The 26,406-nt window shown below is 48.9% G+C and carries 25 protein-coding genes; 7 read left to right on the top strand and 18 right to left on the bottom strand.

The features are described 5' to 3' along the window. Positions 1-63: 63 nt before the first annotated feature. Both BWK47_RS12315 and BWK47_RS12310 read left to right on the top strand, forming a co-directional pair. Positions 64-1,365 carry a homoserine dehydrogenase gene (locus tag BWK47_RS12315; RefSeq protein ID WP_162328855.1) on the top strand — a complete coding sequence of 434 codons (1,302 nt, stop codon included), beginning with the start codon at positions 64-66 and terminating at the stop codon, positions 1,363-1,365. A gap of 159 nt (positions 1,366-1,524) precedes the next feature. Beyond that, complete coding sequence (locus BWK47_RS12310) at positions 1,525-2,526, top strand: NAD-dependent epimerase/dehydratase family protein (protein WP_162329691.1); 1,002 nt, start codon at positions 1,525-1,527, stop codon at positions 2,524-2,526. Here BWK47_RS12310 and BWK47_RS12305 read toward each other — a convergent pair. The 12 genes from BWK47_RS12305 to purN all read right to left on the bottom strand — a co-directional run bounded on the left by BWK47_RS12305 (position 2,523) and on the right by purN (position 14,297). After that, complete coding sequence (locus BWK47_RS12305; RefSeq protein ID WP_162328854.1) at positions 2,523-2,909, bottom strand: phosphomannose isomerase type II C-terminal cupin domain; 387 nt, start codon at positions 2,907-2,909, stop codon at positions 2,523-2,525. The genes BWK47_RS12310 and BWK47_RS12305 overlap by 4 nt on opposite strands. A gap of 187 nt (positions 2,910-3,096) precedes the next feature. Next, positions 3,097-4,584 carry a 2-succinylbenzoate--CoA ligase gene (locus BWK47_RS12300; RefSeq protein ID WP_162328853.1) on the bottom strand — a complete coding sequence of 496 codons (1,488 nt, stop codon included), beginning with the start codon at positions 4,582-4,584 and terminating at the stop codon, positions 3,097-3,099. An 18-nt stretch (positions 4,585-4,602) separates the two neighbouring features. Continuing rightward, positions 4,603-5,037 carry a gamma-glutamylcyclotransferase family protein gene (locus tag BWK47_RS12295; RefSeq protein ID WP_162328852.1) on the bottom strand — a complete coding sequence of 145 codons (435 nt, stop codon included), beginning with the start codon at positions 5,035-5,037 and terminating at the stop codon, positions 4,603-4,605. Then, positions 5,024-5,500, bottom strand: coding sequence for a hypothetical protein (locus tag BWK47_RS12290; RefSeq protein WP_162328851.1), 477 nt, complete (start codon positions 5,498-5,500; stop codon positions 5,024-5,026). Before BWK47_RS12290 ends, BWK47_RS12295 begins: the two co-directional genes overlap by 14 nt. Before the next feature lie 123 nt (positions 5,501-5,623). Then, positions 5,624-7,225, bottom strand: a complete 1,602-nt coding sequence (murJ, locus tag BWK47_RS12285) for a murein biosynthesis integral membrane protein MurJ (RefSeq protein WP_162328850.1) — start codon at positions 7,223-7,225, stop codon at positions 5,624-5,626. A 125-nt stretch (positions 7,226-7,350) separates the two neighbouring features. Further along, positions 7,351-7,842 (bottom strand): PAS domain-containing protein, encoded by a 492-nt coding sequence (locus BWK47_RS12280; RefSeq protein ID WP_010873545.1) that lies wholly within the window; start codon positions 7,840-7,842, stop codon positions 7,351-7,353. 77 nt (positions 7,843-7,919) lie between these two features. Further along, on the bottom strand, positions 7,920-9,947 hold the full coding sequence (locus BWK47_RS12275; RefSeq protein ID WP_162328849.1) for a DICT sensory domain-containing protein: 2,028 nt from the start codon (positions 9,945-9,947) through the stop codon (positions 7,920-7,922). 177 nt (positions 9,948-10,124) lie between these two features. Continuing rightward, entirely contained in the window at positions 10,125-10,529 is a 405-nt protein-coding gene (locus tag BWK47_RS12270) for a CAAD domain-containing protein (protein WP_020862135.1), read from the bottom strand. 102 nt (positions 10,530-10,631) lie between these two features. After that, positions 10,632-11,390 (bottom strand): class I SAM-dependent methyltransferase, encoded by a 759-nt coding sequence (locus BWK47_RS12265; RefSeq protein WP_162328848.1) that lies wholly within the window; start codon positions 11,388-11,390, stop codon positions 10,632-10,634. A 24-nt stretch (positions 11,391-11,414) separates the two neighbouring features. Next, positions 11,415-12,914, bottom strand: a complete 1,500-nt coding sequence (locus tag BWK47_RS12260) for an AAA family ATPase (protein ID WP_162328847.1) — start codon at positions 12,912-12,914, stop codon at positions 11,415-11,417. Between the two features lie 10 nt (positions 12,915-12,924). Further along, positions 12,925-13,647, bottom strand: a complete 723-nt coding sequence (locus BWK47_RS12255) for a PD-(D/E)XK nuclease family protein (RefSeq protein ID WP_162328846.1) — start codon at positions 13,645-13,647, stop codon at positions 12,925-12,927. Next, positions 13,644-14,297 carry a phosphoribosylglycinamide formyltransferase gene (gene purN, locus BWK47_RS12250; protein ID WP_162328845.1) on the bottom strand — a complete coding sequence of 218 codons (654 nt, stop codon included), beginning with the start codon at positions 14,295-14,297 and terminating at the stop codon, positions 13,644-13,646. The genes BWK47_RS12255 and purN overlap by 4 nt, the downstream gene beginning before the upstream one ends. A gap of 116 nt (positions 14,298-14,413) precedes the next feature. Here purN and psbX point away from each other — a divergent pair, with 116 nt between their 5' ends. Continuing rightward, positions 14,414-14,533 carry a photosystem II reaction center X protein gene (gene psbX / locus BWK47_RS12245; RefSeq protein WP_010873538.1) on the top strand — a complete coding sequence of 40 codons (120 nt, stop codon included), beginning with the start codon at positions 14,414-14,416 and terminating at the stop codon, positions 14,531-14,533. A gap of 163 nt (positions 14,534-14,696) precedes the next feature. On the opposite strand, the gene BWK47_RS12240 is transcribed toward psbX, so the two are convergent. Continuing rightward, positions 14,697-15,107, bottom strand: coding sequence for a hypothetical protein (locus tag BWK47_RS12240; protein ID WP_010873537.1), 411 nt, complete (start codon positions 15,105-15,107; stop codon positions 14,697-14,699). Positions 15,108-15,298: 191 nt separating this feature from the next. Here BWK47_RS12240 and uvrB point away from each other — a divergent pair, with 191 nt between their 5' ends. Further along, positions 15,299-17,308 carry an excinuclease ABC subunit UvrB gene (gene uvrB / locus BWK47_RS12235; protein ID WP_162328844.1) on the top strand — a complete coding sequence of 670 codons (2,010 nt, stop codon included), beginning with the start codon at positions 15,299-15,301 and terminating at the stop codon, positions 17,306-17,308. 185 nt (positions 17,309-17,493) lie between these two features. On the opposite strand, the gene BWK47_RS12230 is transcribed toward uvrB, so the two are convergent. Both BWK47_RS12230 and BWK47_RS12225 read right to left on the bottom strand, forming a co-directional pair. Further along, positions 17,494-17,937 carry a response regulator gene (locus BWK47_RS12230; RefSeq protein WP_010873535.1) on the bottom strand — a complete coding sequence of 148 codons (444 nt, stop codon included), beginning with the start codon at positions 17,935-17,937 and terminating at the stop codon, positions 17,494-17,496. A 14-nt stretch (positions 17,938-17,951) separates the two neighbouring features. Next, positions 17,952-20,198 (bottom strand): sensor histidine kinase, encoded by a 2,247-nt coding sequence (locus tag BWK47_RS12225; RefSeq protein WP_162328843.1) that lies wholly within the window; start codon positions 20,196-20,198, stop codon positions 17,952-17,954. Between the two features lie 454 nt (positions 20,199-20,652). Between BWK47_RS12225 and BWK47_RS12220 the strand changes: the two genes are divergently transcribed. From BWK47_RS12220 to BWK47_RS12210, 3 genes are read left to right on the top strand one after another with little or no spacing between them, the layout of a single operon-like run. Beyond that, on the top strand, positions 20,653-21,915 hold the full coding sequence (locus tag BWK47_RS12220; protein ID WP_162328842.1) for a glutamate-5-semialdehyde dehydrogenase: 1,263 nt from the start codon (positions 20,653-20,655) through the stop codon (positions 21,913-21,915). Between the two features lie 21 nt (positions 21,916-21,936). Continuing rightward, positions 21,937-22,140 carry a hypothetical protein gene (locus BWK47_RS12215; RefSeq protein ID WP_162328841.1) on the top strand — a complete coding sequence of 68 codons (204 nt, stop codon included), beginning with the start codon at positions 21,937-21,939 and terminating at the stop codon, positions 22,138-22,140. Then, positions 22,137-23,216 carry an AI-2E family transporter gene (locus BWK47_RS12210; protein WP_237269629.1) on the top strand — a complete coding sequence of 360 codons (1,080 nt, stop codon included), beginning with the start codon at positions 22,137-22,139 and terminating at the stop codon, positions 23,214-23,216. The genes BWK47_RS12215 and BWK47_RS12210 overlap by 4 nt, the downstream gene beginning before the upstream one ends. Positions 23,217-23,454: 238 nt before the next feature. On the opposite strand, the gene rpsD is transcribed toward BWK47_RS12210, so the two are convergent. The 3 genes from rpsD to BWK47_RS12195 all read right to left on the bottom strand — a co-directional run bounded on the left by rpsD (position 23,455) and on the right by BWK47_RS12195 (position 26,406). Further along, positions 23,455-24,063, bottom strand: coding sequence for a 30S ribosomal protein S4 (gene rpsD / locus BWK47_RS12205; protein WP_010873531.1), 609 nt, complete (start codon positions 24,061-24,063; stop codon positions 23,455-23,457). Between the two features lie 180 nt (positions 24,064-24,243). Continuing rightward, positions 24,244-25,440 carry a hypothetical protein gene (locus BWK47_RS12200; RefSeq protein WP_162328839.1) on the bottom strand — a complete coding sequence of 399 codons (1,197 nt, stop codon included), beginning with the start codon at positions 25,438-25,440 and terminating at the stop codon, positions 24,244-24,246. 162 nt (positions 25,441-25,602) lie between these two features. Further along, positions 25,603-26,406 carry an ABC transporter ATP-binding protein gene (locus tag BWK47_RS12195; RefSeq protein WP_162328838.1) on the bottom strand — a complete coding sequence of 268 codons (804 nt, stop codon included), beginning with the start codon at positions 26,404-26,406 and terminating at the stop codon, positions 25,603-25,605.

Raw genomic sequence — 26,406 nt, 5'->3', positions numbered from 1 at the left:
CAGATAGAATGGGGAGCCGATCGCCAGTAACCTAAAGAAAGGAAAGGCAACGGGAGGAAAATTGTGACAGTTAAAATTGGTTTACTCGGTCTAGGTACCGTCGGCACCGGCACAGTGGAAATTTTGCAGGATCCCCAGGGCCGTAGTCCTCTGCTCAAAGCCATTGAGGTTAAAGCAGTGGGGGTGCGTTCCTTGGATAAACCCCGCCAAGTAAATTTGCCGCCGGAGGTGTTAACCACTGACCTAGAAGCTATTGTCACCGATCCCGACATTGCCATTGTGGTGGAGTTGATGGGAGGACTGGAACCCGCTAGATCCCTAATTCTCCAGGCGATTGCCCATAAAAAACACATCGTCACCGCCAACAAAGCGGTCATTGCCCGTTACGGCCCGGAAATTTACGAAGCGGCCAATCAACACGGTGTTTACGTCCTCCTGGAAGCGGCGGTGGGGGGCGGCATTCCCATCATTAAGCCCCTCAAACAATCCCTGGGAGGCAACCGCATCCAAAGTATTGTCGGTATTCTCAATGGCACCACTAACTATATTCTTTCCCGCATGACCAGTGAGGGGGCGGATTTTGACGAGGTGTTAACGGCCGCTCAACAGTTGGGTTATGCCGAAGCGGACCCCAGTGCCGACGTGGATGGATTAGATGCGGCGGACAAAATTGCCATCCTTGCTTCCCTCGGTTTTGGCGGCCGGGTTAAACGGGAAGACGTGGCCTGTGAAGGCATTAGATCCGTTAGTGCGGTGGATATTGCCTACGCTGATCGGTTGGGTTTTGTGATTAAACTACTGGCGATCGCCGATGGTAATGCGGGGGAAGACTCAGAAGCGCTGCAACTGCGGGTGCATCCCACTTTAATCGCTAAAGATCATCCCCTGGCCAGTGTCAATGGAGTTTACAACGGTGTGCTGGTGACTGGAGATCCCCTGGGGCAAGTCATGTTTTACGGTCGGGGAGCAGGAGCCGGCCCCACTGCCAGTGCGGTGGTATCTGATGTGATTAACATTGTCGGCATTATTACCAGCAGTGACGAAAATCCGGCCCTTGATCCTCTGCTCAGTTGCACCCACCAACATTACTGTCAGGTATCCCCCATTGAAGACCTCGTCACCCGTTTCTATTGCCGTTTCCTCTGTGCTGACGTGCCGGGGGTAATTGGCCATTTAGGCATGGGATTTGGTAACCATGGAGTTAGTTTAGAATCCCTAGTGCAAATTGGCTTCACCGACGGCTGTGCGGAAATTGTTGTTGTTACCCATGACGTGCGGGAAGGAGACTATCGGGCCGCCCTGGAGGAAATTAGCCAACTAGAAGCAGTGAAGGAAATTCCCAGTGTGATCCGGGTGCTGTCCTAGAAGTATGTTGCAAAAGCCCCTCTGTCCCCAAATTTTGGGGAAATGCGACCAAAATTCTCCAATGTGGTCGGAGTATTGGTGGGTCAATTGAGGGGGCAAATCAAAACTCGATCAACAGACTCTTAAGCTGAGCAAATTGAATTTATTTCTGGAGAGTGTATAGGCATGGCTAGTTTAAAACGCATTTTTATCACCGGGATCAGTGGTTGCATTGGTCACTACCTAGCGGATGAATTGATCCAAGGCACAGACCATGAATTGTTCCTGCTGGTGAGAAATCCCGGTAAATTACAGTTTGACCCCCAGTTACGGAGCAACATTCATTTAATCCCCGGTGACATGGGCACCATTGAGGCCCACGCAGACTTACTGCAAACCATGGATTGCGCCATTCTCATTGCCACCAGTTGGGGCGATCGCCAGGAGACTTACAACATTAACGTGGTCAAAACCTTGACTTTGATCAATTTGCTTAACCCGGAGCGGTGCGAACAGGTAATTTATTTTTCCACCGCCAGCATTTTGGATCGCCAAGGGCAACCCTTACCGGAGGCCGGAAGTTTAGGCACAGACTATATCCGCACTAAGTATCTCTGTCATCAGGCGTTGGAATCCCACCATGGTTCTCTGCCGGAAGTCACCCCCATTGCCGAAGCCATGGCAAAAAAAATCACGGTGGTTTATCCCACCCTGGTCTTTGGCGGCGAACCAGGTAAACCCTATTCCCATCTTTCCGGCGGATTGGGGGAAATTTTGCGTTGGTTACCCCTGATCCGTTGGTTCCGGGCCGATGGTAGTTTCCACTTCATCCACGGTAGGGACATAGCTAGGGTGGTGGCCCATTACGTTGACCATCCACCAGGAAAAAGGATTGATGTGGTGCTAGGGAATGCTCCCCTCACTGCCACAGATGGTATCCGCCAGGTTTGCCAGTATCATCGCCAGAAAATCTATTTTCAAATTCCCCTTTCCCTCACCCTGGCCAATATTTTTATCAAGCTGTTTCGCATTCAAATGGCCGATTGGGATAGGTTTTGCCTCGACTATCGCCATTTCACCTATCCCGATCCCGTTGCTCCAGCCCAGTTAGGCTTACCGGCCCACTGTCAAACCATCGCCGAGTTAATGGCCGTTAGCCCCAAACCCCATGCTCGCAATTAGCCACGGGCGTAGTCATCCTGAAAACGGATAATATCATCTTCCCCCAGGTATTCCCCATTTTGCACTTCAATTAAAACCAATTTAATTACCCCAGGGTTTTCCAGACGATGGGCAGTGCATTGGGGCACATAGGTGGACTGATTTGGTTCCAAGAGTTCTTCTTTATCTCCACAAACGATGCGGGCGGTGCCGGAGACTACAATCCAATGCTCACTGCGGTGATGGTGCATTTGCAGACTGAGACGATGCCCTGGATTGACCTCGATGCGTTTGATTTTGTAGCCATTGCCCTCCTCCAGGGTAGTAAAAGATCCCCAAGGTCTGGTTTCCGTGGGTAAATGACTGGGGGGGGTGGCAGTTTGGGCAAGGGGAGTGGCAATCATTAATCTTTTTCCTCAACAACAATTAACCGCATCGACAATTTTTTCTAACCCAGGCTAACACAACGGCTTAGTTAGGGTTTAGGTTCCCATGGGGACAGCACCAATCAACGTCAAAAATTTGTTGACCCCGACTTACTTGAATCCTAGGCAAAGTCGGCAAATAAACCATACTCACAGGTCATTGCTGTTATTCCTCTTCTTTGACCCCTAGTTGCTCCGTAGCCCAAGTTTGCCAAAATTGGTAGTTTAATTTGCCCAAGGGCGATCGCCGTAGGGTCGAAACGGGCAACCAATGCTTCGGACATTTCGGTTTACTTAACTGAGCTTTGACACACTGGCTCAGGGTGGAAACATCATTCCCCGGACTCGGGTTAGGTACATAGACTGCTACCAACATTTCTCCCCAATGGCGATCGCCAACTCCGACGATGACCACATCTTGGACTAAATGGCGATCGAGCAAGAGAGCTTCTATGTCCTCTGGATCAATATTTTCTCCGCCGCTGATGAGACGCCGACCCCGACGACCGGTGATATGAAGATAACCGTTGTGGCAATAACCTAAATCCCCGGTGGTGAAAGTTCCCTCCTTTTGGCCTGTCCCTTGAGGTACATAGCCTTTGAATAAAGCACGGGATTGGATGTTGATAAGGCCCACTGTGCCGGGGGCAACCATTTCATCTTTAGAGTTGGTAATGGTCAAACGAACATGGGGCAACAACTTTCCTACCCCTGTTTGGCCAGCCAGAAATTCTGTCGGGGTAAGGGTGGCAATTTGGGCGGCGGCTTCCGTCATGCCATAGGTGGGGGCCAGGTTAAGGCCTGCCGTTTTTGCTTTGGCCAATAGAGCGGCCCAGGCTGGGGCTCCCCCCAAAAAAATTAGCCGGAAATTTTTTAACCAAGCACCATGGCGATCGAGCAAACACTCTAACTGGGTGGGCACTAAAGAGGTGACATAATCGGGGGGCAAAGGAGGGGCAGATTGCTTCACTAAGCCGTAATCCAGGGGGCTAAAATTCCCTCCAGTTAAGGCCGATCGCCACCATTGCATAAAGCCCCCCACATGGTACAGGGGAAGCAGACAAAAACTATTAATTTGGCCATTCCTAGGTAACAGGGGGCCAAGGAACTGCTTTAAACCGTCCACTGCCATGGTCAAAGTCTGGGGACTGTGGAGGGCAAAGCGGATTGTGCCTGAAGAACCACCGGTGGGAAAAGCAATTAATGGTTCTGATTTTTTCTGGGCTGGCTGACTTGCTGGAGTGATGGTTTGTTGGACAACGGAGGTTACTCCTGAATCACTGTCGCTGAGTTTTAACCACTGCTGTTGCCACATCAATGATCCCCAGAGGCGATCGGGTTGCAAAAATTCGGCCACTTGTTGCCATTCCCTTTGTTGCCATTGATGATTAGCAATGAATAATGTCCCCCGACCAACCCGCAAAAAAGCCACCACCGCTGCCCAAAATTTGCCCATATTTGTCTCCGCTAACAAAATCTGGGGAGATTCAATTCCTGTCAAACTTTGCTCGTATTCTTCTTTCCATATTTGCCAATCAGGAGGTAGTGCTTGCTCTAAAATTCCCAAGCCTTTTTCTAAAGAAAGCTCTAGGGCCGAGGCGATCGCCTGGGGGGAATTCAGCAGGTCCGGCATACCGGTTTCCATGAATTGCATAGACGATCAGGCCGTGAATTATAGCTTTCCAGACCAACGGCCATGGGGCAAGTAAATTCCCCCATACTGCTCAATTTTGCGAGAGTCCATACGGTAAAGCCACGCTTCCGTCATTACCTGATCCTGAGGATCAAATACCTCAGTCCAGCAACGATTATAAACATTCTCCTGGGGCGATCGCCCTGGTTGGTAATCTTCCAAACTATCCAGATATTCTAGGGAAAACCCAGGGGGAAAGGTGAGGCAATAGCCCCAAACCCGGTCCTCTCCAATCGCCAGAGCTGGATAACCAAAATATTGCAGATGGTAGATCTGGCCGAGCACATAGCCCAGGGTAGGGGGCTCAATCTGACGGTGGCAGTAGGCTTGGTGATTACATTCCCCCGGCATGAGGGTGCCATAAACAAAAACCTTAATCTTCATATCCACGGGCAATAAATTAGGGCTCGCCATACTCTTGGAGAAAGCTGAGAAAATCCGTCAGGGCTGCTCTGGTATCTGGGTTAGGGGTAAGTTGATGCCGTATTTGCGAAATGAAGAATCGATTTTGGATTCTAGCTCGGCCAGCCGCTCGTTGTCTTTCTTGATCTGCTCTGTTTCTTTCCTGATCTGCTCGGTCTCTTTCTCGATCTGCTTTTTCTCGTTCCTCGTTTGCAAGATCATCTCGTCGAGTTTCTCGTTCTCTTGCTTGAGCCGCTTGATATCGGCTTCGATTTCCAGCGTTCCACTCAAGGCCGAGATTAACCACCAGAGACGCTGTGCCCAAAGTGAACGCCCAGAAACTCCATTCGAGGATGGTGAGGGGGATGAGTTGGAAGGGGGTGGTGTCGATGTTGCCATAAAACCTCAGTAATGCCGCTACGGCATACAAAAATGTGGTTAGGGAACGGGGCAATAGGGCCAAGAAGGTTACCATGGCATCATTCTAGCTAATCTGAGGCGATAGTACTGATTAAGGGATTTGTAGTGAAAATCTTGATTGCTGCTGGAATATCTCAAAAGACCCAAATTGTTCATTGCGATCAAAGAAATTTCTCCACTACCCTCGTTTGAATTTTTTCCACAGGCGATCGCCTAGTAAATCCGCCTCCGGGACTTTAGCCAAGGTCACTCCCACAGTGAACACCACCAAGATAATGCTGGACATGGTGAGCACTTCCAGGATATTTTCCACCAAGCTATTCACCCCCCACAGTCTCTGCCACAGCACACTCCCCTGCCAGCCAGCAACACTGGCGATCGCCGTAACACCCACCAGTTTACCCAGGTCCATGGCCCAGCCCCCCAAACTTAGACCGGCTAGGCGACGGTTTAGCATCCAAATAAAAATAGTCATGGAAAAAAGATTTACCCCCACCGTTGCCATGACAATACCCACGGTGCCAAAGGGCTTATAGAAGAGGAAATCCAATAAACCATTCAGAAAAATATTAAATAGGCTTACTTTGAAAGGACTGTTCCCATCGCCTAGAGCATAAAATACCCGCACCAAAACATCTCGACCAAGGTAGAAAAACATGCCTAAACCGTAGGCTGCCAACACTGGAGCCACCTCAGCCGCCGCCTCCGCGTCAAAAGCCCCCCGCTCATAGATAACCTGGACAATGGGAATGGCTAACCCTACCAAAATAGCTGTGAGGGGAAACATGGTCAGGGCGCTTAACATGATGCCCTGGCGGATACGGAGTTTTAATTCTGGCCAATCCTGGGGATCGGCTAAGCGGGAAAATACCGGCAAAAAGGGCACCAAAATCATATTGGAAATAATGCCCAGGGGAGTGAGGGCGACAAAATTGCCATAACGCATGGCCGCCGCCGCATTGGGAATAAAGGAAGCAAAAAACAGGTTGGTGGCAAAGTTGATATACAACATCCCTGAAGACAGGGTGGCCGGAATCATCACCTGCAAAACTTCCTTTACTCCCGGCAAGGCAAAATTAAACCTCAGCCGCAATTTACCCATACCCGCTTTGGCCTGGGGCACAATCTGAGCCAACCATTGCAAGACGGCTCCAGCGGTGGTTCCCCCTGCTAATAGGAGAGAACCCAATAGCCAATAGGGTTCTGTGTTTAGTTGCTGTCCCAATTGCCAGACTGCGACCCCTAAACCCAGAATGACGGTAATACTGGAAAGCAAAGGGCTAATACTGGGCAATAGGTACTGATCTGCCGCATTTAAAGTCCCAAAGCCAATGCCAATTAACCCCGAAAGTAGGGCCATGGGAGCCATGATTTGTAACTGTTGCACCGCCATGCGTCTGGTTTCCGGTTCTAACCCCGGCGCCAGCAGGTCAATGAATATGCCCGCCCCCAGTACCAAAATGATGGTTACCCCAAGCAACACCCCACTGACCAGGGTGGTAACGGTTTCCACCAAGGGTGCCGCCTCTTCCCGATCTCGTTTGGACAGTACACTAACCAAGGCACTGTGGAATGGGCCATTAATGCCCCCAAGAAGTATAAAGAGAAAACCTGGAATCACGTAGGCATAGGCGTAGGCCGTCACCACCGTCCCCACCCCAAAGGCGGCGGCGATGATTTGTTCACGCAATAAACCAAAAACCTTACTGATCAAGGTGGCGATCGCCACAATGCCAGCGATATTAGCTAAGGAACGGGACGATTTACCAGACGGAGACACAGGCTAGATTCCAATAGATCAAGGGGCCATTATCTAGGAATAACGGTGGCACGGCCTAATGTTTCCCCAATCAAAGGGGAAGAGCCATGGCTCCATGAGCTCCTAAGTTTCCGACTACATTGGTTTTAACTGGCTTCTAATCGAGCCTCCAACATCGCCAATTTACGCTTCAGAGTGGCATTTTCCTGCACTAGCCCCTGGTTACGCCGCAGTAAATCTTGTTGCAAAGCAATCTGCCGTTCATTTCTCCGTTGGCGATCGCGTAGATCCCTTAACACCACCATGGCGTATTGCAATTGGCCCTGCTGATCAAAAATGGGAGTTCCCGTCACCTCCAAGGGAATAATTTGTCCCCCCTGGCGGATTTCCATGTCATCCACCTGATGGGATTCTCCCTGGAGAGCCCTAAGCAAAGGTTGTTCTGTGAGGGGATAAAGTTGATTGGTGCCGATTTGATAGGCTTGGTAAATATCGTTTAACCGGTCGATCGCCGCTTCGGGCCAGAGGCCTTTGCCTAGGAGCTCAATGGCGGCGAGGTTGGCATAGACTGGTCGTCCCTGGGCATCGACAACGAAAACACCAAGGGGCAGAGCATCGAAAAAATTTTTAAACTCCATACGGGGACTAAAACTGGTGCCATCATCGGGAGATGGCAGATATTTCGGTAAAGGTAAGGGCTATTTTTTAGGATAAATCAGGAAAACTTCTGTTTCTTTTTGCTCCGGGATGCAATGCGGGGGGACGTTGCTTTACGCTTTTTCGGGGCAACTTCTTCCACGCCAAGATTTGGATTTTCCGGCATAACAATAGGAACGGTGAAATGGAACTGGGTGCCATGGTTTTTGCCATCGGAAGCGGCCCAGATTTCCCCTCCCCAACCACTAACAATTTGGCGACAGATGGCCAGGCCAATGCCGGTGCCCCCCCGACTACGGCGTAAAGCTCCTTCTTCTTGGTAAAAACGGTCAAACACGGTTTCCAAGCGGTTAGGCTCAATGCCCCGCCCCGTATCGGTGATGGTGACTTCCAATTGGGACGGATTCGGGCGATCGACAGCGATGGAAATCCTACCATTGGTGGGGGTAAACTTGATGGCGTTATCCAAAAGCTTGGTCAACAATTCCACTAACCATTCCCCGTCCGCCTCCACCATGGGAGTTTCGCCATTCACCTGATTGACAATGACAGGTACTTCCTGGCCCCGATTGTGAGCTCGGATATGGCTCAAGGAAAGCTCCACACATTCTTCTAGGGAAATTGGCTCTGCGTTCCATTCCACCCGTCCACTTTCCAGTTGAGATAGCGTGAGAAAGTCCTGCACCAGTTTGCGCATCCTCTCCGCATCTTCCAGGGCAGTGTTCAACATTACCTGTCTCAATTCCTGGGGCATATCCGGCTCCGTGGCCAGGCTTTCCAAACACACTTGGATAGTGGAAAGGGGGGTGCGTAGTTCATGCCCTGTAATGGCCACCAGGTTAGACCGGGTGCGGTCTAGGGCAGCTAATTGCTCATTCAATTCCTGTAGGTTGGCATAGGATTCCGCTTGAATCAGGGCGACCCCGATTTGGGTAGCCACCCCTTCCACTAGGGTAAGGGCATCGTCCTCCCATTCCGTGGGGGCAGGACCACAGTGGTGAAATTCCATCATGCCCAGCAACCTTTCCCGATAAAAAATCGGCACTAACATCCAGGACAGAATGGCACAACTCTTCACCAGGGTTTTCACTTCCCCCGTAGAAGGCTCCGGTTCCCCTAACCTTGGATCTTGGTCAATGTTGTCGATGGCGATCGCCTCCTTGAGGGCCACCACCTCCTGAAAAAGGGGATTATCTTTGAGGGGCCAGGGATAACCCTTGATGGAACCAACGCCGCTACCGAGGAATTCATGGTTAATGGTCGCCACTGTATCATCGGCGCTACAGCGGTAAATCACACAACGGCAAATGCCCAGACCTTGGCCTAGTTTTTCCACCGCCACCTGCATAATTTCCTCGGGATCGAGGGAACGTCGCACCGCCCCTGTGATGGAGTTAAGCAGTCTCTCCCGCTCTTCTTTGTCCTGTAAATTACGATTGGCTTTGATTAACTTATACTGCCCCGCCTGGAGATAGGTGATTAACCGTTGCACAAACGGATCAGGGTTATCGTCAATGCCCCGGGGGGGAGCGGTGCAGGAAGGCTGAAGCCAGGTTTGGGTCGCCTCCTCGATTTTGGCTTGTAACTCTGGACGGTAGGCTAAAATCCGTTGTAGCAATAGTTGGGCTGCAACTCGACTCACCTGGCGATCAAAGGTCCAAACACCTTCAAAACGGCGGTTACTATCCCATTTATCCTGGGTGGGTCGTTCTCGGCAAATTAGACAACTGGCATAACGATCGCCAATGACAATCAAATGCCATTCCTGGGCGAGGCTGTCTTCAGGAGTAAAGGCAATGGTTTCGTAAATGCCGGAGTTGTGTTTAAATTCCGTCTCCGGAGCGGAGAGCACGTAAACCTGACTGCTCTTATCGGCAATACGTCGATAACGGTGGGCTTCTTGACGATAAAATCTCTCCCGCTGAAAAGCCGCAATGATCAGGGGATTGCCCGCTGTACTTTCTGCTAGTACCTGGTCTTCCATGGCGTGGGACAAGGCCGTGAGGGAAGACTTGAAGTAGGTTTGGGCCCGCAGATTGGGTAAAGCCTGCAATAGCTCTGTAAGAACAGACGGGGAGTTGCTCATCGCTCCTGAAAAAAGGGGAGGAAGAATGGCGAAAAACTAACTCCTAGAATACCAATGAAGGGAGAACTATCCCACACCGATGGGACGGGACGGTTGGTCATGGGCCAGAAAAAATCCCCCGAACATCAAACCCGGAGGATAGGCGCAGGAAAAAGAGGCTGGGGCGGTCGGGAGACACTAACCGCCAAAAATTTGCTCCTTTAGTGCACCAAATTCGGAAGCCAACTCTTGGCGCTTTTCAGCTTTCCAAAGGTAACGCCAGATAAACCAAGCGGTGTAGCCCATGCCGATCAACTGTAAAGTTGGTGCCAATAAAGGAATATCATTAATGGCATCGAGCACAGCAATCAAGATTTTGACGCTGATAATGCCCAACAGGATTATGCCCAGGGAAATGAGGGGTTGCTTGTTGTCCTCGAAAAACTCCCCGGTCATTTGGGGAATTTTACCCAGCACTTCCCACACCGGTTGTAGCCATTCCTGCCAAGCCTGGTCGGTGATTGGGGACTTTTGGGGATTGGGAGTAGTGATTGGTCCTACATCGGTTTTAATCCCGGCAGTTGCTGTCTTTTGTTCTTCCATCTTCAACCAGTCCTTTATTATTCGGATTGAATGTTTACGGCCCACAGCTTCCCATATTGGGGCACTGTTTAGCTTCTGCCCATATTATCGGAAAATTGCTTTTTACACCCCGTCTTGGGCCAGGGCTTTTCCACTTTGACCAATGGTAAAGGCAAAGCAGTGGTGGAACCCCCTAGGCTCAGTAAAGAGGACCTGGGGAGGCGTAAATCCCACTTTTTGGCTAATTTCCGCTATGGTAGCCACCAATTCGGGGAAATCGCACTCCTTTATATGGGCAGCGATCGCCTGGAGTTGGTCAGGGGTAAGGGCATTCCATTGACTTTCGGCCTTAGCTAAATAGGCTTCAATATACTGCTGTCGATTTTGCTGGGGCTGGCGAAAAACGTCGTAGATAATCAGACATCCCCCCGAGCGCAGCAGGGAAAAGCAATGGGCAAAAAATTGTTCCTTTTCTTCTGGGAGCAGATGGTGCAAAGAAAAACCGACGTGAATCAGGTCAAAGCTGGCTGGGGCAATTTGGTTGGCTTCACCCAGATAGGTCAAAAAATCCGTTTCCCTTAGCTCCACCCGTTCAAAAGGGGCCAAATTTTCCTGGGCTAGGGCCAGGGCATTGGGGGATAAATCCACCCCTGTATAGGAATTGATTTTATTCCCCGTCAAAGTTTTGGCGATCGCCTGGGCATCCCCACAGCCAAGGTCCAACAAATCAAACGGGCGATCGAACTGTTGTTGAATCAAAGCCCCCACCGCCTGGTGAATTTGCCGATGGGCCATGTAATTGTGGTCAACCAACTGCTGATAGGTTTGCCATTGCTGAAAAAATTGTTTGGTTTGTTCAGTGGGTCTGGGGAAACTGGCCATGGCAAGTAATAACGGGATGAATGGTTAACTAATGGCGGGAAAACCGCTGTCCCTGGAGGCTAAACGGGCTTTACCAGCGGCGGCCCACTCCTGCAAAAATTGGATTTGTTCTTTGGCGGTGCGAGCTAAGGGCACCACTTGGCTAGCGGCGGAAAGAATGTCATCGGTGGTAAATTCCCGATTCTGGCTAAAGCCAATGTGCATCGCTTCCACCAAAATTTGCTCAATTTCTGCTCCGGAAAAGTCTGGGGTTTCGTAGGCCAGGCGGTGGATATCGTAATCAGCCATTTTATGGGGCCGCAAACGGTTAAGATGCACAGAAAAAATGGCCTCCCTTTCTGTTTTATTGGGCAGTCCCACAAAGAAAATTTCGTCAAAGCGACCTTTCCGCAACAGTTCCGGCGGCAGACTCTGGACATTGTTAGCAGTGGCCACCACAAAGACGGGGGAAGTTTTTTCCGCCAACCAGGTAATGAAAGCCCCAAACACTCTGCTGGTGGTGCCCCCATCCCCGCGACTGTCCATGCCCCCAAAGGCTTTATCAATTTCGTCAATCCAAAACACACAGGGGGCTAACGCTTCCGCGAGGTTGATCATCTGCCTGGTGCGAGCTTCCGATTCTCCTACCAAACCGCCAAATAATCGGCCCACATCCAACCTTAACAACGGTAAATGCCAATGGTGGGCGATCGCCTTAGCGGTGAGGGATTTGCCAGTGCCTTGGATGCCGGCCAGTAGTAAACCCCGGGGATAGGGTAAACCGTAACGACGGGCTTGCTCACTAAAGGCTCCTCCCCGCCGGAGCAACCAGTCCTTGAGATTATCTAGACCTCCAATGTCGCTGATGCGTTCACTGGCAGGATAAAAATCAAGAATTTGGGTTTGGCGGATGGATTGACGTTTTTCTTCTAGCATCAATTCCACATCGTCTGCCCCCAACTGGCCATGGTCTGCTAGGCAACGGGCCAACACCCGCCGAATTCTTTCCATGGATAAACCTTGGGCTGCGCGACTCCACTCATCTCGCAGGGAAGGCTCTACTTTTTGTCCCAAACCCGTCAACAACCGTTCAATTTCTCCTTGAATTTCGGCACTACTGGGCAGAGGAAAATCCATCACCGTAATGATTTCGGCCAACTCATTGGGGATGTAGATTTGGGGTGCGACAATGACAAGATTTTTAGCTTCGGCCTTGAGACGGCGAGCAAGGTTGCGTAGTTTGCGGGAAATGGAAACGTCGTCTAGAAAACGATTAAAATCCCTCAGGACAAAAATGCCATTACTACTGGCGGGTAATTTTTCGATAAATTCCAAGGCTTGGAGGGGATTGCGGCGCCCCACATTGGCTCCGTTGGGGTTGCCCTGGTACCCTTCTACAAAATCCCAATAGTAAACTGAGCGATTGCCCAACCTCTGGGCACTGCTGGCGATCGCCATTTCCAGTCGTTCTTCTTCCTGGGTGGGAATGTAGAGCAGGGGATAACAGGCCCGCAATAGTAATTCAAATTCTTCACTAAAAGTCATGGGCAAATAACTAGTCTGGTGGAAAAAACTGGTCGTGGTAGGGACAACGGTTACAATTATGTCGGTGGGCCAGGGGGGTACGGTGTCGATGCCAAGCGGCTAATCCTTGACGAAACTGCTGGAGCAAATCGGTTAACTCCCTTTCAGTGGCCCGGTGCTGAGCTTCGTTGTAAGTAATGGTATAGTGCTGAATTTTTTCCGGTGACTGCACAAACCAATAGGTCATGGATAACTGTTCGGGGGAATAGGAACTAGTTTCTGCCAACACGTACAGGTAAAGCTTAGTCTGCCAATGGTGGTGGAGTTTTTCCGGTTTGGCCGGCTGGGGATAGGTTTTCCAATCAAAAATCTGCCCTTGCTCCGGGGTGAGCACCAACAGGTCATAGACTACTGTCAATAAAACATCATCCCTGGCTAGGGTGCGTTGATGTTCAGCCTGCCTTTGGCCGGGGGGTAGGTGGAGCGCCGGCACTGTGGCAATTAAATTTTTTAGGGAATCCAGTAGGCTAACGTCCTGGGGGTCAAGGCTCTGGGCTGCTAAAGTTTCCAAGGGCAAACCCAAAGTCCATTGTTGAACCAGTTGGTGAAAATTTTGGCCCCATTCCGTTTTGACCTGGCGCTGGGGTTCTAGTAAACCGCCCAACTGTTCCCAATAACGCCGTTGAAATTGGGGCGGACAAACACTCAACAGTTGCAGGTGGCCTTGGCTGAGGGAAAAATAGGGGGCAGTCATGGGCTTTGCTGGGCGGCAAGGGCGATCGCTAGTGGAAAGAGGCGATGTTCTTGGACTTGAATGCGTTGATGGAGAGTCTCCCCCGTATCATCAGCCAGAATGGGCACCACCGCCTGGGCCACAATGGGGCCACTATCCACCGTTGCTTCGGCATAATGGACTGTGCAACCACTCACTTTCACCCCCGCCGCCAAGGCCTGTTCCACAGCCCGCACACCTCGAAAACTAGGCAATAAACTGGGGTGGATATTCAACACCCGACGGCTAAAAGCATCTAATAGTACTGGGGTAACAATACGCATCCACCCGGCCATGATTACCCATTCCACCCCTGCTTGGCGAAAATGCTCAACAATATCTTGATCCAAATCTTCCCGGCTGTCGTAGTCCCGATGGTTGAGTAATCGGTGGGGCACCCCATGGTCCATGGCCCGTTCCTTAACCCCAGCATTAGGGTTGTTGTAAATCACCAGTTTCACCACTGCATTTAACTTTCCCTCCTTAATGGCCTTGGCGATCGCCTCAAAATTACTACCACTACCGGATGCCATTATCCCAAGGGATAAACAGCGGGGTTGGGAAATATTCCCTAAAGCAACGGGGGGGGAAATAAAACTCAAGTTATTCGACAAATCTGACATAGCCGACATAGGTTAAAAATTAGGGGCTTGGGCCCCGGAGCAATCCTGCCCTCAACGGGCTAACTTTGACATCCGATGGCGATAGAATGGGGAGCGATGTCTTTATAAAATGAGGTTAACGCGATATGACCCCTTCTTTAGCAAACTTTCTCTGGAGCCTGGTTTTAGGGGCTGCCATTGTGCTGATCCCCGCCACCGTCGGGTTAATTTTCATCAGCCAAAAAGACAAAATCACCCGTTCCTAGGTTTTTCCCTGGACAATTTAGATAGTGAAAACCTCCAGTCGGCCATAGTTTCCGAAGCTGGAGGCTCATTTTTAGTAGACTTGTTTTGATTAACTATGCCCCTGGCGATCGCCTAGATGGGAGTTCAGGGTAAGGGAACAAAGCAAAAATTCCCACCGCAAGACTAATCCAGGTAGCCCATCAGGGTGTTGGGATCATCAATCTCGTTGGAAGCCACGGGACGATTGCCAGCGGTGATTTCGCTGATGTGGAGATGGCTCAGGGCAATGGGGCGGTTACCGGAAACGGTCATGGTACTGCTCACTTCCATGGTGCTGGCCCCCACTGGTCTGGTGGCTCCCATGGAACCATAGGTACTTACCACATGGATCTTGCTGGCTTCAATCGGTCGATTAGTGGGCATGCCCTTGGGGGTAGGCAGTAGATCAAGACCACCGATATGCTTGGGCTTCACCAAGGCAGACTCATCTTTGCTGGAACCGGCTCTAGGACGACGGCTCCGGTTAGCGGCAGTGGTTTTGCTGGCGGTTTCTTCGTTGGGGGTGGTGTTGGGCCCCTGCTGTTCCTCAGTCATGCTGTTTATCTCCTTAATATAAATATTCGATTAATTGATCAACAATAAACCACTGTGCGAGACAGACAGGCCACCCACCGTGTTTTGTTAGCATTACTCTGCTTGTCTTCAAAGATACACCGCTGAATGGCCAGCCACGATAGTTATCTTTAATCAGCCCCATTATCCCAGACTATAGCCCCTTTGCCGCCATGACTTCTGACCTCTTTTCCCTCCACGCGCCCTTTCGTCCCACCGGGGATCAACCCACGGCGATCGCCAGTTTGATCGAGTCTTTGCAGGGAGAGCACAAGTTTCAAACCCTACTGGGGGCAACGGGCACAGGGAAGACCTTCACCATGGCTTCCGTGATTGCAGAGTTGGGAAGACCGACATTAGTATTGGCCCACAATAAAACCTTGGCGGCCCAATTATGTAATGAGCTACGGCAATTTTTTCCCGAAAATGCGGTGGAATACTTTATTAGTTACTACGACTATTACCAGCCGGAAGCCTACATTCCCGTCACCGATACCTATATCGAAAAAACGGCTTCTATCAACGATGAGATTGATATGTTGCGTCACTCCGCCACCCGTTCTCTGTTTGAACGACGGGATGTAATTGTGGTAGCTTCCATCAGTTGCATTTACGGTTTGGGTATTCCCAGCCAATATCTCAAAGCGGCCGTTCCTCTGCAAGTGGGTGCCGAATATGACCCCCGTTTAGTGATTCGGGATTTAGTTAACGTGCAATATAGCCGCAACGATATGGAGTTACAGCGGGGACGATTTCGCCTCAAAGGGGATGTGTTGGAAATTGTGCCGGCCTACGAAGACCGGGTAATTCGCATTGAATTTTTTGGTGACGAAGTGGAAGCTCTACGGTTAATTGATCCCGTCAGCGGCGAAATTTTACAAAGTTTAGACAGAATTAGTATTTACCCCGCCCGTCACTTTGTAACCCCAGAAGAAACCCTAGAAAAAGCCTGTCAGCAAATTCAAACGGAAATGGAACACCAGGTAGCTTTTTTGGAGAAAAATAATCTGTTAGTGGAAGCTCAAAGATTAAGTCAACGTACCCGTTATGACCTGGAAATGCTGCGGGAAGTAGGCTATTGCAACGGTGTGGAAAACTATTCCCGTTATTTAGCCGATCGCCAGGCGGGGAAACCACCGGAATGTTTAGTGGATTATTTTCCCGAAGATTGGTTATTAGTAATTGATGAATCCCATGTGACTATTCCCCAATTGCGGGGTATGTATAATGGCGACCAGGCCAGAAAAAAAGTTTTAATTGACCATGGCTTTCGTCTGCCCAGTGCGGCGGATAATCGCCCCCTAAAAGCAGAAGAATTTTGGCAAAAAGTTAAACAGTGTGTGTTTGTTTCTGCCACTCCAGGGCTGTGGGAAATGGAACAGTCGGAAGAAAGGGTTATTGAGCAAGTAATTCGTCCCACCGGGGTTTTAGATCCAGAAATTTTTGTCCGTCCCACCACTGGCCAAGTGGATGATTTATATGGCGAAATTAAAGCCCGGGTAAAACTTAAAGAACGGGTATTAATCACAACTTTAACTAAACGGATGGCGGAGGATTTAACGGATTATTTTTCTGAACGGGGCATTAAAGTCCAATATCTTCATTCCGAGATTCAATCTATTCAACGTATTGAGATTTTACAAGCTTTACGAGACGGGGAATTTGATGTGTTAATTGGGGTAAATTTATTGCGGGAAGGGTTAGATTTACCGGAAGTTTCCCTAGTAGCTATTATGGATGCAGATAAAGAAGGCTTTTTGCGGGCAGAGCGTTCTTTAATTCAAACCATTGGCCGGGCCGCTCGTCATATTCGGGGACAGGCGATTTTATATGCTGATAATTTCACCGACAGTATGCAAAAGGCGATCGCCGAAACGGAAAGGAGGCGGAAAATCCAACAAAAATATAACGAAAAGCACGGTATTACCCCTCAACCGATTAATAAACGGGCTAACAATGCCATTTTGCAATTTCTTGATATTTCCCGTCGTTTAAACAGTCAACAGTTGGAGGAAGTATATGAACAAGCCCAGGATTTACCCCTAGAAAAAATCCCCGATTTAATTCAACAATTGGAGGAAAAAATGCAAGAAGCGGCCAAAAAACAGGAATTTGAAGTAGCTGCCACCTACCGAGACCGCATTCAACATTTGCGTGATCGGCTTTTGGGCCACAAAAAGTAAATTGGCCGCGCCAAACGCTTTACGGCATCAATGGTTTGGAAACGGCGATCGCCAAAATAGTTGGCTTTTTTGGAACCTACTTCAGGGGCTTTAATATCATCATCCCAAAAGCAAGGAGATTCCTATCCGCTCAAACAACGACATCTGGTGGACAATGGCTGGGTTAGCCATTCGGAGGATGCCAATTAAGCTGCCGGTAAAGTGACTGTTTCTAGCCAAAAGGATTCAATCCCTTGCACCATCTTGAATAAATCCTTCAAATTGCGAGATTTGGTCAAATAACAATTAACGTGGAGTTCGTAACTGGCAATCACATCATCCTCATTGTGGGAAGTGGTTAACACTACCACGGGAATTCTTTTTAGGTCAGGGTTTTGTTTGATTTCCGCCAACACTTCCCGGCCATCCTTTTTAGGAAGATTTAAATCCAGCAAAATTAGGTTGGGGCGAGGGGAATTTTCGTATTCTCCCTGTTGCTGTAAAAAGGCCATGGCCGCCAAACCATCCCGGAGAATGATCAGTTCGTGGTCGATGGTGCTGGTTTTCAACACCTCCTGCACAAGGCGGCTGTCGGCTTTGCTATCTTCCACCAGCAAAATGACCTTGGGGGGATTAGATTCGTCGGACATGGTTCAATACCTTTTTAGTTACCAATGGGGATGGAGAAGTAGAATGTGGAGCCCTCCCCTGGATTGGACTCTAGCCAAATTTGCCCTTGGTGGCCTTCGATGATTTTTTTGCAAATGGCTAGCCCCATGCCGGTGCCTTTATATTCATCCCTGGTGTGGAGTCGTTGGAAAATGACAAAAATCCGCTCGAAGAATTGGGGGTCAATGCCAATGCCGTTGTCTTGGACCGCAAACACCCAGGCATCCTCCTGGCGATCGCCCCAGATTTTAATTTTGGGTGACTTGTCCCCGGCAAACTTGATGCCATTGGCGATCAGGTTCTGGAATACCTGCATGAGCTGAATTTGATCCGCCATTACTGCGGGCATGGAACCCACTTCAATTTCTGCTCGACTTTCTTCAATCCGTTGCTTCAGGTTAGCCAGAGCTTTGTCCACCACTTCTTGCACATCGGTGAAAGTTAGTTGGGCATACTGGGTATCTACCTTGGCGTAGGTCAAAATATCATCGATCAAAGTCTGCATCAGGGAAACCCCTGTCACAGCAAAATCGATGAAGTCTTTGGCATCTTCGTCTAGAGCTTCGCTGTAGCGCATTTCTAGCAGTTGTACATAATTGCTCACTTGGTTGAGCGGTTCCTGTAAATCATGGGAAGCAATGTAGGCAAATTTCTTTAAATCAGCGTTGGAGCGTTCCAAGTTGCGGGCTAACTGGGCCAATTCTTCCGCCTGGCGCAAAATGAGGTTGACGATCGCCTTTTTCAGGGCCAGGGCACTTTGGATTTCCACCGATTGCCAGGGCAAAGATTGCAGTCGGACAATTTCTTTCCAGAGGTCAAAGGATTGGCGGGGATGGAGCTCGATTTTACCGTCTTCCTGGGTAGCTTCGTAGGCATGATTTGGGTCACCGCCCCAATTAACCGTTTGCAACACTTCAGGGCGAAACCAGAGCAAAAAGTTGTGACGGGCAATGGGAATGGCCAATAAGCCACTGGCCACGGATTTAAAATTCACTGCATCAGGATAAATTTGTGAGAGGGAAGAGGTGAAGAAAACGTCTTGCACTTCACGATTCTCCAACCATTGCAGTAAATATTGCACTGCTTTCTCGTCCGGGGTTTCCCCTACTAAAATCAATTTTTCCCCAAAGCAAATGGCCGCCCCCTGGGAGCCCGTTAACCCCAACAGGCGATCGGGATGATTAGTTAATCCTTCGACAAAATCCGCCGCCGTGGTCATTTTGTCCAATAAAACCGCTTCATGCTCCGCCAACTGCACCCGGTAATCGAAGGTTTCCGTATCTTCCTGGGCGGAAATGTTGCTAAATACCACCCGACCAAAAAATTCGCAGGCTTTACGCAGTTCAAAGGGAATTACTTTGGGGGTTTGATGGTGGCAGGCAATGAGCCCCCAGAGATGGCCGTCCTTAATTAGGGAAATGGTTAAAGACGCTCCTACCCCCATATTTTTCAGATAGGTCAAGTGGCAATGGTACGCACTGCGCAGAATGGATTCCGTTAAATCCACCGCTCGGTTGGTGCTGGGGTTAACCGCTGGGGTCAGGGGCACCGCCACACCATAAACATCGGGAATTACTCGAATGGGGTTATGGATAAATAGCCGACGGGCGGGCTGGGGAATATCCGATTCCGGATAGTGCAGGCCCAAATAGGGTTCAATATCATCCCGTTTATCTTCGGCAATGACATCACCGTGGTTATTTTCGTCAAAGCGGTATAGCATCACCCGGTCAAAGCCAGTCATACGGCGGACTTCTTGGACAATAACATCGTAGAAATCCCGTAGATTAGCTTGTTGGCGCAACCGATTCAGGGCGGCGTTGGCCATGTGATAAAAACCGAGGAAGGGCAAATTATCGGAAGTGTAGGCTGGCTCTAGTTCACATACCAATAAACCGTCACTGTTGCGATGAAAAACCCCGTCAAAAATGACAAAGTCGTCCCCCATGACCCGCGCCCAAAGCTTACTGGGGTTGAGGCTGCTGATCTGTCCGGCCGTTAGGCGACTCTGGATGGGATCAATCTGAAAGCTATCAAACACTTCCCCTAGGGTTCTGCCCAACAATTCCTCTGGCGATCGCCCTAAAATGCCGGTGCAGTTGGCGCTAATTTGGCTGATGGTGAGGTCTGGTTCCTGCAGGACCACCACTAAACCGTGGGGCTGAATCAGGTGGGCGGTGTGGATGGCGAGGGTTTCTAGCTGACGGAGGGATTGGTCGCTGAGTTGTACGGTGGTGGCCATGGGTTTTTCTCTTAACTGTCTATGGGGAGAGGCTGATACCAATCACGACCGAGGCCGCAAATTTGGCTTTAAACTGGTTAGCAATAATGGCGGACTGGCCAACAACTCCATCTCCGTCCCTGGAGCGATAACGGCCAAATATTCTGGGTGCTTTCATCCTAACGAAGCTTTTTTATTTCCAAACCGCAACGTTACACAACGAAACTGTTTCGCAATTTTTCTTAATGATTAGCCAGATCATCCACCCAGGCCGACTGTCCCTTGGCGATCGCCATTTTGACTAAATTTGGGCTTTGATTGTTTAATTATTTGTAACTGTCAATCCGGCGATTGGCTACCTCTAACCCCCAAAATCCTTGGTCTTTCCTTTTGGTTACCTGGGTGGGTGTCCGTCAAACAAACTGTCCGAAATAAATCCATCTTTGCGGGTGGGCTTTGCCCCCTATAATTTTCGATGACTAGCGACGATGCCGCGGCCGGTTTAGTAAGGGTTCTCGATGCTGCCCAGGGAGCTTTCCTTGCCCTCGATTCCTATGACGGTAATGATCGGAGTCGGGCGGTGTTGGCCATGGCGGAGGCGTTGGAACGTTCCTTTGCCCAAATTTTGGAAGCCAATACCTTGGACTTGGTGGTGAGTCGGGAAATGTCCGTGGCGGATTGTCTCTGTGAATGGCTCAAGCTCACCCCGGAAAGGTTGCAAAACACAGTGACTATCCTGAAGCGTTTGGCTTCCTTGCCGGATCCCCTCCAGCGAGTTATGGCTTCCGCCTATCAATTTAACCTGGCCCAGACCTATTGCCAGTTAATGCCCTTGGGGGTGGTGGCCCTGGTCTATGAATCCTTTCCTGAATTGGCGGCGATCGCCGCGGGCTTTTGCCTGAAAACGGGGAACAGTCTAGTTCTAAGAAGTTGCGGTGCTTCGAGCCATTCCACGGCGGCTATTTGCGAAATATTGCGGGAAGGTTTACTGGATGCGGATTTACCAGTGGATAGCGTTAGCCATATTCCCAGCGAAACCTCACCCAATGTGCAGGACCTGGTGGGCAGTGCCAGCCAGCTCAATTTGGTTATTCCCTATGGCCGCCCCAGTTTTGTGGAACAAATTAGCCAACAATGCACTCCCCCGGTCTTGAAGGCCGCCATGGGCAACTGTTACCTCTACTGGTCTAGTAAAGGGGACTTGGAAATGGTGCGCCAGATGATCATTGACAGCCATGTGGGCCATCCAGATCCGGTCAATGCCATTGAAAAAGTTTTGGTTAGTCCGGGGCAAAATCCAGCGCCCTTGGTACGCCTATTGAACAACTTGCAGGCCAAGGGCTTCAAGCTCCGGGGGGACGCTGAACTCTGTGAACAATTTCCCGACCATCTCACCCTAGCTAAGGAGAATGAATGGGGTAAGGCATACCTAGACAGGACAGTGGCCTTTCGCACTACCCAAAACCTGAAAACGGCGATCGCCTGGATCAATAGCCATAGCAGTGGCCACGGGGACTGTATTGCCACCGATTCCTACCAGGAAAGTCGCCAATTTTCCATGGGGGTGGACAGCGCCCTGGTTTATGTGAATATTCCGCCCTATTTTTGTCGTAATCCCCGCCATGGGGAATCATTATTTTTGGGAGTATCGAGCCAAAAGGGTCAAAGGCGCGGCTTAATTGGGCTAGAAGCATTTATGACCCCCAAGCAAATTGTCCAGGGAGAAAGTCGGAGTTGAGCATTTTTTGAGCCATTACCCATGTCCCATTTAAATTCTCTGGCATTACTGGCCCTAAAAGTATTACTTCCCTCATTCTTAATCTCCTGGGGCATTAAATTTATTGTGCCTGCCTTTGCTCCCCCACCGGAGTTGCCCTGGGTCTTACTATTGGTGTTCACTCCAGTGCTGGTGATCGCCGTTTGGTTAGGGCTACAGGAATGGCAGGGGAGGAAAATACCATGACCTTTGGCCAATGGTCTGGTTTTATTAGTCTCCTTTTGATGGGGGCAGTCCTGTGGCAGATCCGCCAATTATTGCTACTGCTGTTTGCTGCAGTGGTGCTGGCCAACGGTTTAAACCATCTTTCCCAATGGTTCCAGCGACGGGGCGTCAAAAAACAATTATCCATTCCCCTAGCGGTCATTGTTCTACTGTTGGCCCTAGTAATAGTAGTGGCTCTGATCATTCCCCCCTTTGTGGACCAATTCCAGCAACTCCTGACTCTGGTGCCCGCCAGCATTGATGGCACTCTACAATGGCTCCGGAAAATGGCCAGGGCGATCGACCCAGAATTAACCCCCCTCCTGCCCAACTGGCAACAAATTACCGGGCAGATTAGGCCTGTTTTGCAAAAATTAGCCGGTAACGGTTTAGGCCTGTTTTACAGCACCCTAGGGTTACCTCTCACCCTTTTACTGTTGATTGTGCTTAGTTTGATGTTTTTGGCTAATCCCAGGGCTTACCGTCAGGGTTTCATCCGTTGTTTCCCTGCTTTTTATCGAGCACGGGTTGATGTAATTCTGAAGGAATCGGAAATCTTGCTAGAAGATTGGCTCCGGTTGGTGGTGGTCAGTGCTGTGGTGGTCACCGCTGCCACTTGGTTCGGTTTAGTGTTACTCCAGGTGCGGCTTCCCCTGGCCCTAGCCCTTGTGGCCGGTATTTTTGTCGTCATTCCCAACATTGGCCCCCTGATTAGTCTAGTCCCCGCCATGGCGATCGCCCTCTTGGACAACGCCTGGAAACCCCTATTGGTGATGGTACTCTATGGACTGATTAACTATTTTGAATTCCATTGGATCACCCTCCACTGCATGGGTAAACCCCAGCCAATTTTGCGGGGAGTTTTACTATTAGCCCAGGTCTTTTTTGTGAGTGTGTTTGGACTTTTTGGGCTATGGTTGGCGGTGCCCCTAACCCTAGTGGGACAAGTGTTAGTGCAAGAAATATTAATAAAAGATATTCTTGACCGTTGGCACAGCTCGGAAGACGCTGGAGAAGAAAAACCAACACAAACCTCCCCTGCATTACCAAAATCCTAGAGAGAGGGCCACAGTAGGTTTAACTAACGGATAAGTCGGCTTGAAGGTGAGAATAATCCTCCTGTAAACTCCCACGAAATCCACACTGACTAGATCTAAATTGAATCAGCCAGGAAATGCTAAATATTAACTTCCAAAGAAGTTTCGCAGTTGTTAACTCTATACTTCTTCAAAAAATGCCACCCTTCCGTGGTTAGGGAAAGGGAAAGTGAAACCTCCCCCATTTCCCCACACAGATCTACGCTTTCCGAGAATAATACTCAATTACAAGCAATTCATTGATCTGCAACGCCACCCACTCGCGGTCAATAACACTGTTGACCTTGCCAGTAAACGTATTTTTATCGAACTCCAAATGGGAAGGCACATTGGCCAAACCCGGAAATTCCATATTGGTTTCCACCAATTTACGGGAACGATCCCGATCGCGGACACTGACAATATCCCCGGGGCGGCACTGGTAGCTAGGAATATCCACTACTTGGCCATTAACGGTGATGTGGCCGTGGCAGACTAACTGCCGAGCCCCCGGAATGGTGCCAGCCATGCCCAAACGGAACACAGTATTGTCCAAGCGCATTTCCAGCAGTTCTAACAGAGCTTGTCCGGTGGAACCCGTAGCCCGACGGGCTTTTTTCACATAACGGACCAATTGCTTTTCCGTAATGCCGTAGTTTAACCGTAGTTTCTGTTTTTCTTCTAGCCGAATGGCATACTCAGAACGTTTGCGACGGGCTTGGCCATGTTGGCCGGGGGGGTAGGCACGGCGAGGGGATTTGCGGCTTAAACCGGGTAATTCCCCAAGGCGGCGGACGATCCGCAGACGAGGTCCTCTATAACGAGACATCTTAGTTGGTCATCTCCTAATTAATAATTCCCAAACTTCTAATTGTAAGCGATTGAGGTGCGCTAATGTCAAATTCAGGAACGAGCAAACCTAGGATTGTCCTAGGAAATAAACACTGATTTGATGGTTCAGATTTGATGTGCCCGACAAGAATCATCGGGAGGCAATATCTTTGCTCTATTAAAATGGAAGATAATCTATGTCCGGATCAAGCGACAAAATTTCGTGTTCTTGTCTGGGAAAAAACAAGTCTTCTTGATTAAAAATTTTGAGTTCAGCAAACAAAAAATTAGCCTTGTTTAAGGCTATCTCTAGATAATCGACATTAACATTAATATATCCAGACGAACAAATAAATCTCCAAGTACATTTCCATACAAAATTTTCCACTTCAGAATAAAAGTTTTCGAAATATATTATGGAATCTAAATTATCCCAATCTTCATCAAAAAGTCTATCGTAATAGTCTTCTAGTCTATCGCAGTCATAATCATAATTGTCGGGAAAATAACTATGCTCATCATGTTGCTCATAGGGATTGTCCCAAAGACCGCGTGATTTGGTGTAGCTTTTGACAACGGGATCTCTACAGAAAAACATAACAACGTCCCAATAATCTTCTGAGTCTTGTATTGTTTGTAGTTCTGCAATGGCAATTTCCGATAACTGAGCTTTGGAAAAATAAGGTTTATTTCCGTGGTATTTTTTCTTTATTTTTTGTATTTCTTCGTATATGTTTTCGATTTTTTTGAATTTCTTGATCACAAGCAAGGCATCTTTATGATAGTAAAAATGTTTTCTTGGCATCAAAAATATTTTAAGATTTGCTAATTCTTCTGGATTGTCAGTAATTGCAGATATATTTTCTTCGATTTTTTTAGCCTTTTCCTTGAGTTGATTATTTTCATTGGCTAGTTGTTTAATTCTGAGCCTTAATATGCCTTTTTCTGCTTTCAGTTGTTTATTTTCTTGAGCAAAATTATCAATTTTAAGTTTTAAATTTTGATTTTCTATGTTTTCTTCTTTTGCACTTTCATTGATAGATTTACACGCTTGTAACATACTCGATATTCTTGATTCCAAGTCACATTTTTGCTTCTCAAGCCTATGATTTGCATCAAATAACTGATCAACTTGAAAATTTAATTTTTGATTTTGTATATTTAATTTTTCTGAGCTACTTTGCTCTTTTTTGAGTTGATTATTCTCCTCAATAAGTTTATTGATTTGAAGATTCAACGCTTCATTCTGACGGTTTAATTGTTTTAGGTTCGCATCGACAACCTTCAAAACTTCCACAATAGAAGACCCTGAGTTTGTGTCAAGTAGTTTGTATATTTGTATACCTAGATTTGCTAGCTGTAAAAATTCCTGCATGACTCAAATAGTTTATAAAACATAAATGGAAACAAAAAATACAGTGAACATTAAATTAGTTAAGTACATCTAAAATAAGTTTAGAACTTGTTTTACAAGAACTTGACTATTACCATAGTGCCATACGAAAAATGTAACTGCTGTTAGTCAAAATTAAATATGCTAGGAATCTCCTAAATAGGCTTCTAGAACCCTAGGGTCAGATTGGATTTGCTCTGGACTGCCATCGGCTAAGTTTCTGCCTTCCGCCAATACCCAAACGTGATGACAGAGGGTCATGATCACGTCCATATTGTGTTCAATCACTAAAAAAGTGATGCCCTGGCGGTTCCAGTTGACAATATGTTCACAAATTTGCCCAATCAGGGTGGGGTTAACTCCAGCGGCGGGTTCATCTAGCAGAATAAGCTTGGGATTGCTCATCAAGGCCCGGGCCATTTCCAATAACTTCCGTTGCCCCCCCGATAACGCTCCGGCATAATCCTGGGCTTTAGCCCCTAGGCCCACCGACTCCAACATGGCCATGGCTTTTTCCCGATTGGCCCTTTCTTCCTTCTGAACCCGTCGAAAATTAATTAGTCGGGGTAAAAACTTTTCCCCAGTCTGATGTTGATCCGCCAGCAACATATTTTCCAACACCGTCAGGCGGGAGAGCACTTTAGCCACCTGAAAGGTCCGCACAGAACCCCGTAGGGCAATTTGGTGGGGGGCTAGCTGGCCAATGGAATCACCATTGAAAAGCACTTCCCCTTGGTCAGGACGAATGAAGTTGGAGAGTAGATTAAATAGGGTGGTTTTGCCAGCACCGTTGGGGCCAATTAACCCGGTGATGCTACCTTCTTTGACTACAATATCGGCGTGGTCCACTGCCCGCAGACCGCCAAAGCTTTTGCATAGTCCCTGGGCGAGGAGTAGGGAACTTTCTGGACTACCGAGGTTTTCTGCCGGCGTGATGCGATCGCTCAT

Origin of the sequence: Synechocystis sp. CACIAM 05 (genome assembly GCF_010222815.1) — a bacterium.
In the GTDB taxonomy this organism is placed as follows: domain Bacteria; phylum Cyanobacteriota; class Cyanobacteriia; order Cyanobacteriales; family Microcystaceae; genus Synechocystis.
This window is presented reverse-complemented; position numbering and strand designations above follow the sequence as displayed.

Excerpts from the sequence above, each read along its gene's own strand:
- BWK47_RS12275 (WP_162328849.1), bottom strand. The coding sequence starts at position 9,947 with ATGAGCAACTCCCCGTCTGTTCTTACAGAGCTATTGCAGGCTTTACCC.
- purN (WP_162328845.1), bottom strand. The coding sequence starts at position 14,297 with ATGTCGGCTATGTCAGATTTGTCGAATAACTTGAGTTTTATTTCCCCC.
- BWK47_RS12220 (WP_162328842.1), top strand. The coding sequence starts at position 20,653 with ATGACTAGCGACGATGCCGCGGCCGGTTTAGTAAGGGTTCTCGATGCT.
- BWK47_RS12200 (WP_162328839.1), bottom strand. The coding sequence starts at position 25,440 with ATGCAGGAATTTTTACAGCTAGCAAATCTAGGTATACAAATATACAAA.
- BWK47_RS12215 (WP_162328841.1), top strand. The coding sequence starts at position 21,937 with ATGTCCCATTTAAATTCTCTGGCATTACTGGCCCTAAAAGTATTACTT.
- BWK47_RS12300 (WP_162328853.1), bottom strand. The coding sequence starts at position 4,584 with ATGCAATTCATGGAAACCGGTATGCCGGACCTGCTGAATTCCCCCCAG.
- rpsD (WP_010873531.1), bottom strand. The coding sequence starts at position 24,063 with ATGTCTCGTTATAGAGGACCTCGTCTGCGGATCGTCCGCCGCCTTGGG.
- BWK47_RS12195 (WP_162328838.1), bottom strand. The coding sequence starts at position 26,406 with ATGAGCGATCGCATCACGCCGGCAGAAAACCTCGGTAGTCCAGAAAGT.
- BWK47_RS12260 (WP_162328847.1), bottom strand. The coding sequence starts at position 12,914 with ATGACTTTTAGTGAAGAATTTGAATTACTATTGCGGGCCTGTTATCCC.
- BWK47_RS12210 (WP_237269629.1), top strand. The coding sequence starts at position 22,137 with ATGACCTTTGGCCAATGGTCTGGTTTTATTAGTCTCCTTTTGATGGGG.
- BWK47_RS12225 (WP_162328843.1), bottom strand. The coding sequence starts at position 20,198 with ATGGCCACCACCGTACAACTCAGCGACCAATCCCTCCGTCAGCTAGAA.
- psbX (WP_010873538.1), top strand. The coding sequence starts at position 14,414 with ATGACCCCTTCTTTAGCAAACTTTCTCTGGAGCCTGGTTTTAGGGGCT.
- uvrB (WP_162328844.1), top strand. The coding sequence starts at position 15,299 with ATGACTTCTGACCTCTTTTCCCTCCACGCGCCCTTTCGTCCCACCGGG.
- BWK47_RS12230 (WP_010873535.1), bottom strand. The coding sequence starts at position 17,937 with ATGTCCGACGAATCTAATCCCCCCAAGGTCATTTTGCTGGTGGAAGAT.
- BWK47_RS12270 (WP_020862135.1), bottom strand. The coding sequence starts at position 10,529 with ATGGAAGAACAAAAGACAGCAACTGCCGGGATTAAAACCGATGTAGGA.
- BWK47_RS12295 (WP_162328852.1), bottom strand. The coding sequence starts at position 5,037 with ATGGCGAGCCCTAATTTATTGCCCGTGGATATGAAGATTAAGGTTTTT.
- BWK47_RS12290 (WP_162328851.1), bottom strand. The coding sequence starts at position 5,500 with ATGGTAACCTTCTTGGCCCTATTGCCCCGTTCCCTAACCACATTTTTG.
- BWK47_RS12265 (WP_162328848.1), bottom strand. The coding sequence starts at position 11,390 with ATGGCCAGTTTCCCCAGACCCACTGAACAAACCAAACAATTTTTTCAG.
- BWK47_RS12240 (WP_010873537.1), bottom strand. The coding sequence starts at position 15,107 with ATGACTGAGGAACAGCAGGGGCCCAACACCACCCCCAACGAAGAAACC.
- BWK47_RS12280 (WP_010873545.1), bottom strand. The coding sequence starts at position 7,842 with ATGGAGTTTAAAAATTTTTTCGATGCTCTGCCCCTTGGTGTTTTCGTT.
- BWK47_RS12305 (WP_162328854.1), bottom strand. The coding sequence starts at position 2,909 with ATGATTGCCACTCCCCTTGCCCAAACTGCCACCCCCCCCAGTCATTTA.
- BWK47_RS12255 (WP_162328846.1), bottom strand. The coding sequence starts at position 13,647 with ATGACTGCCCCCTATTTTTCCCTCAGCCAAGGCCACCTGCAACTGTTG.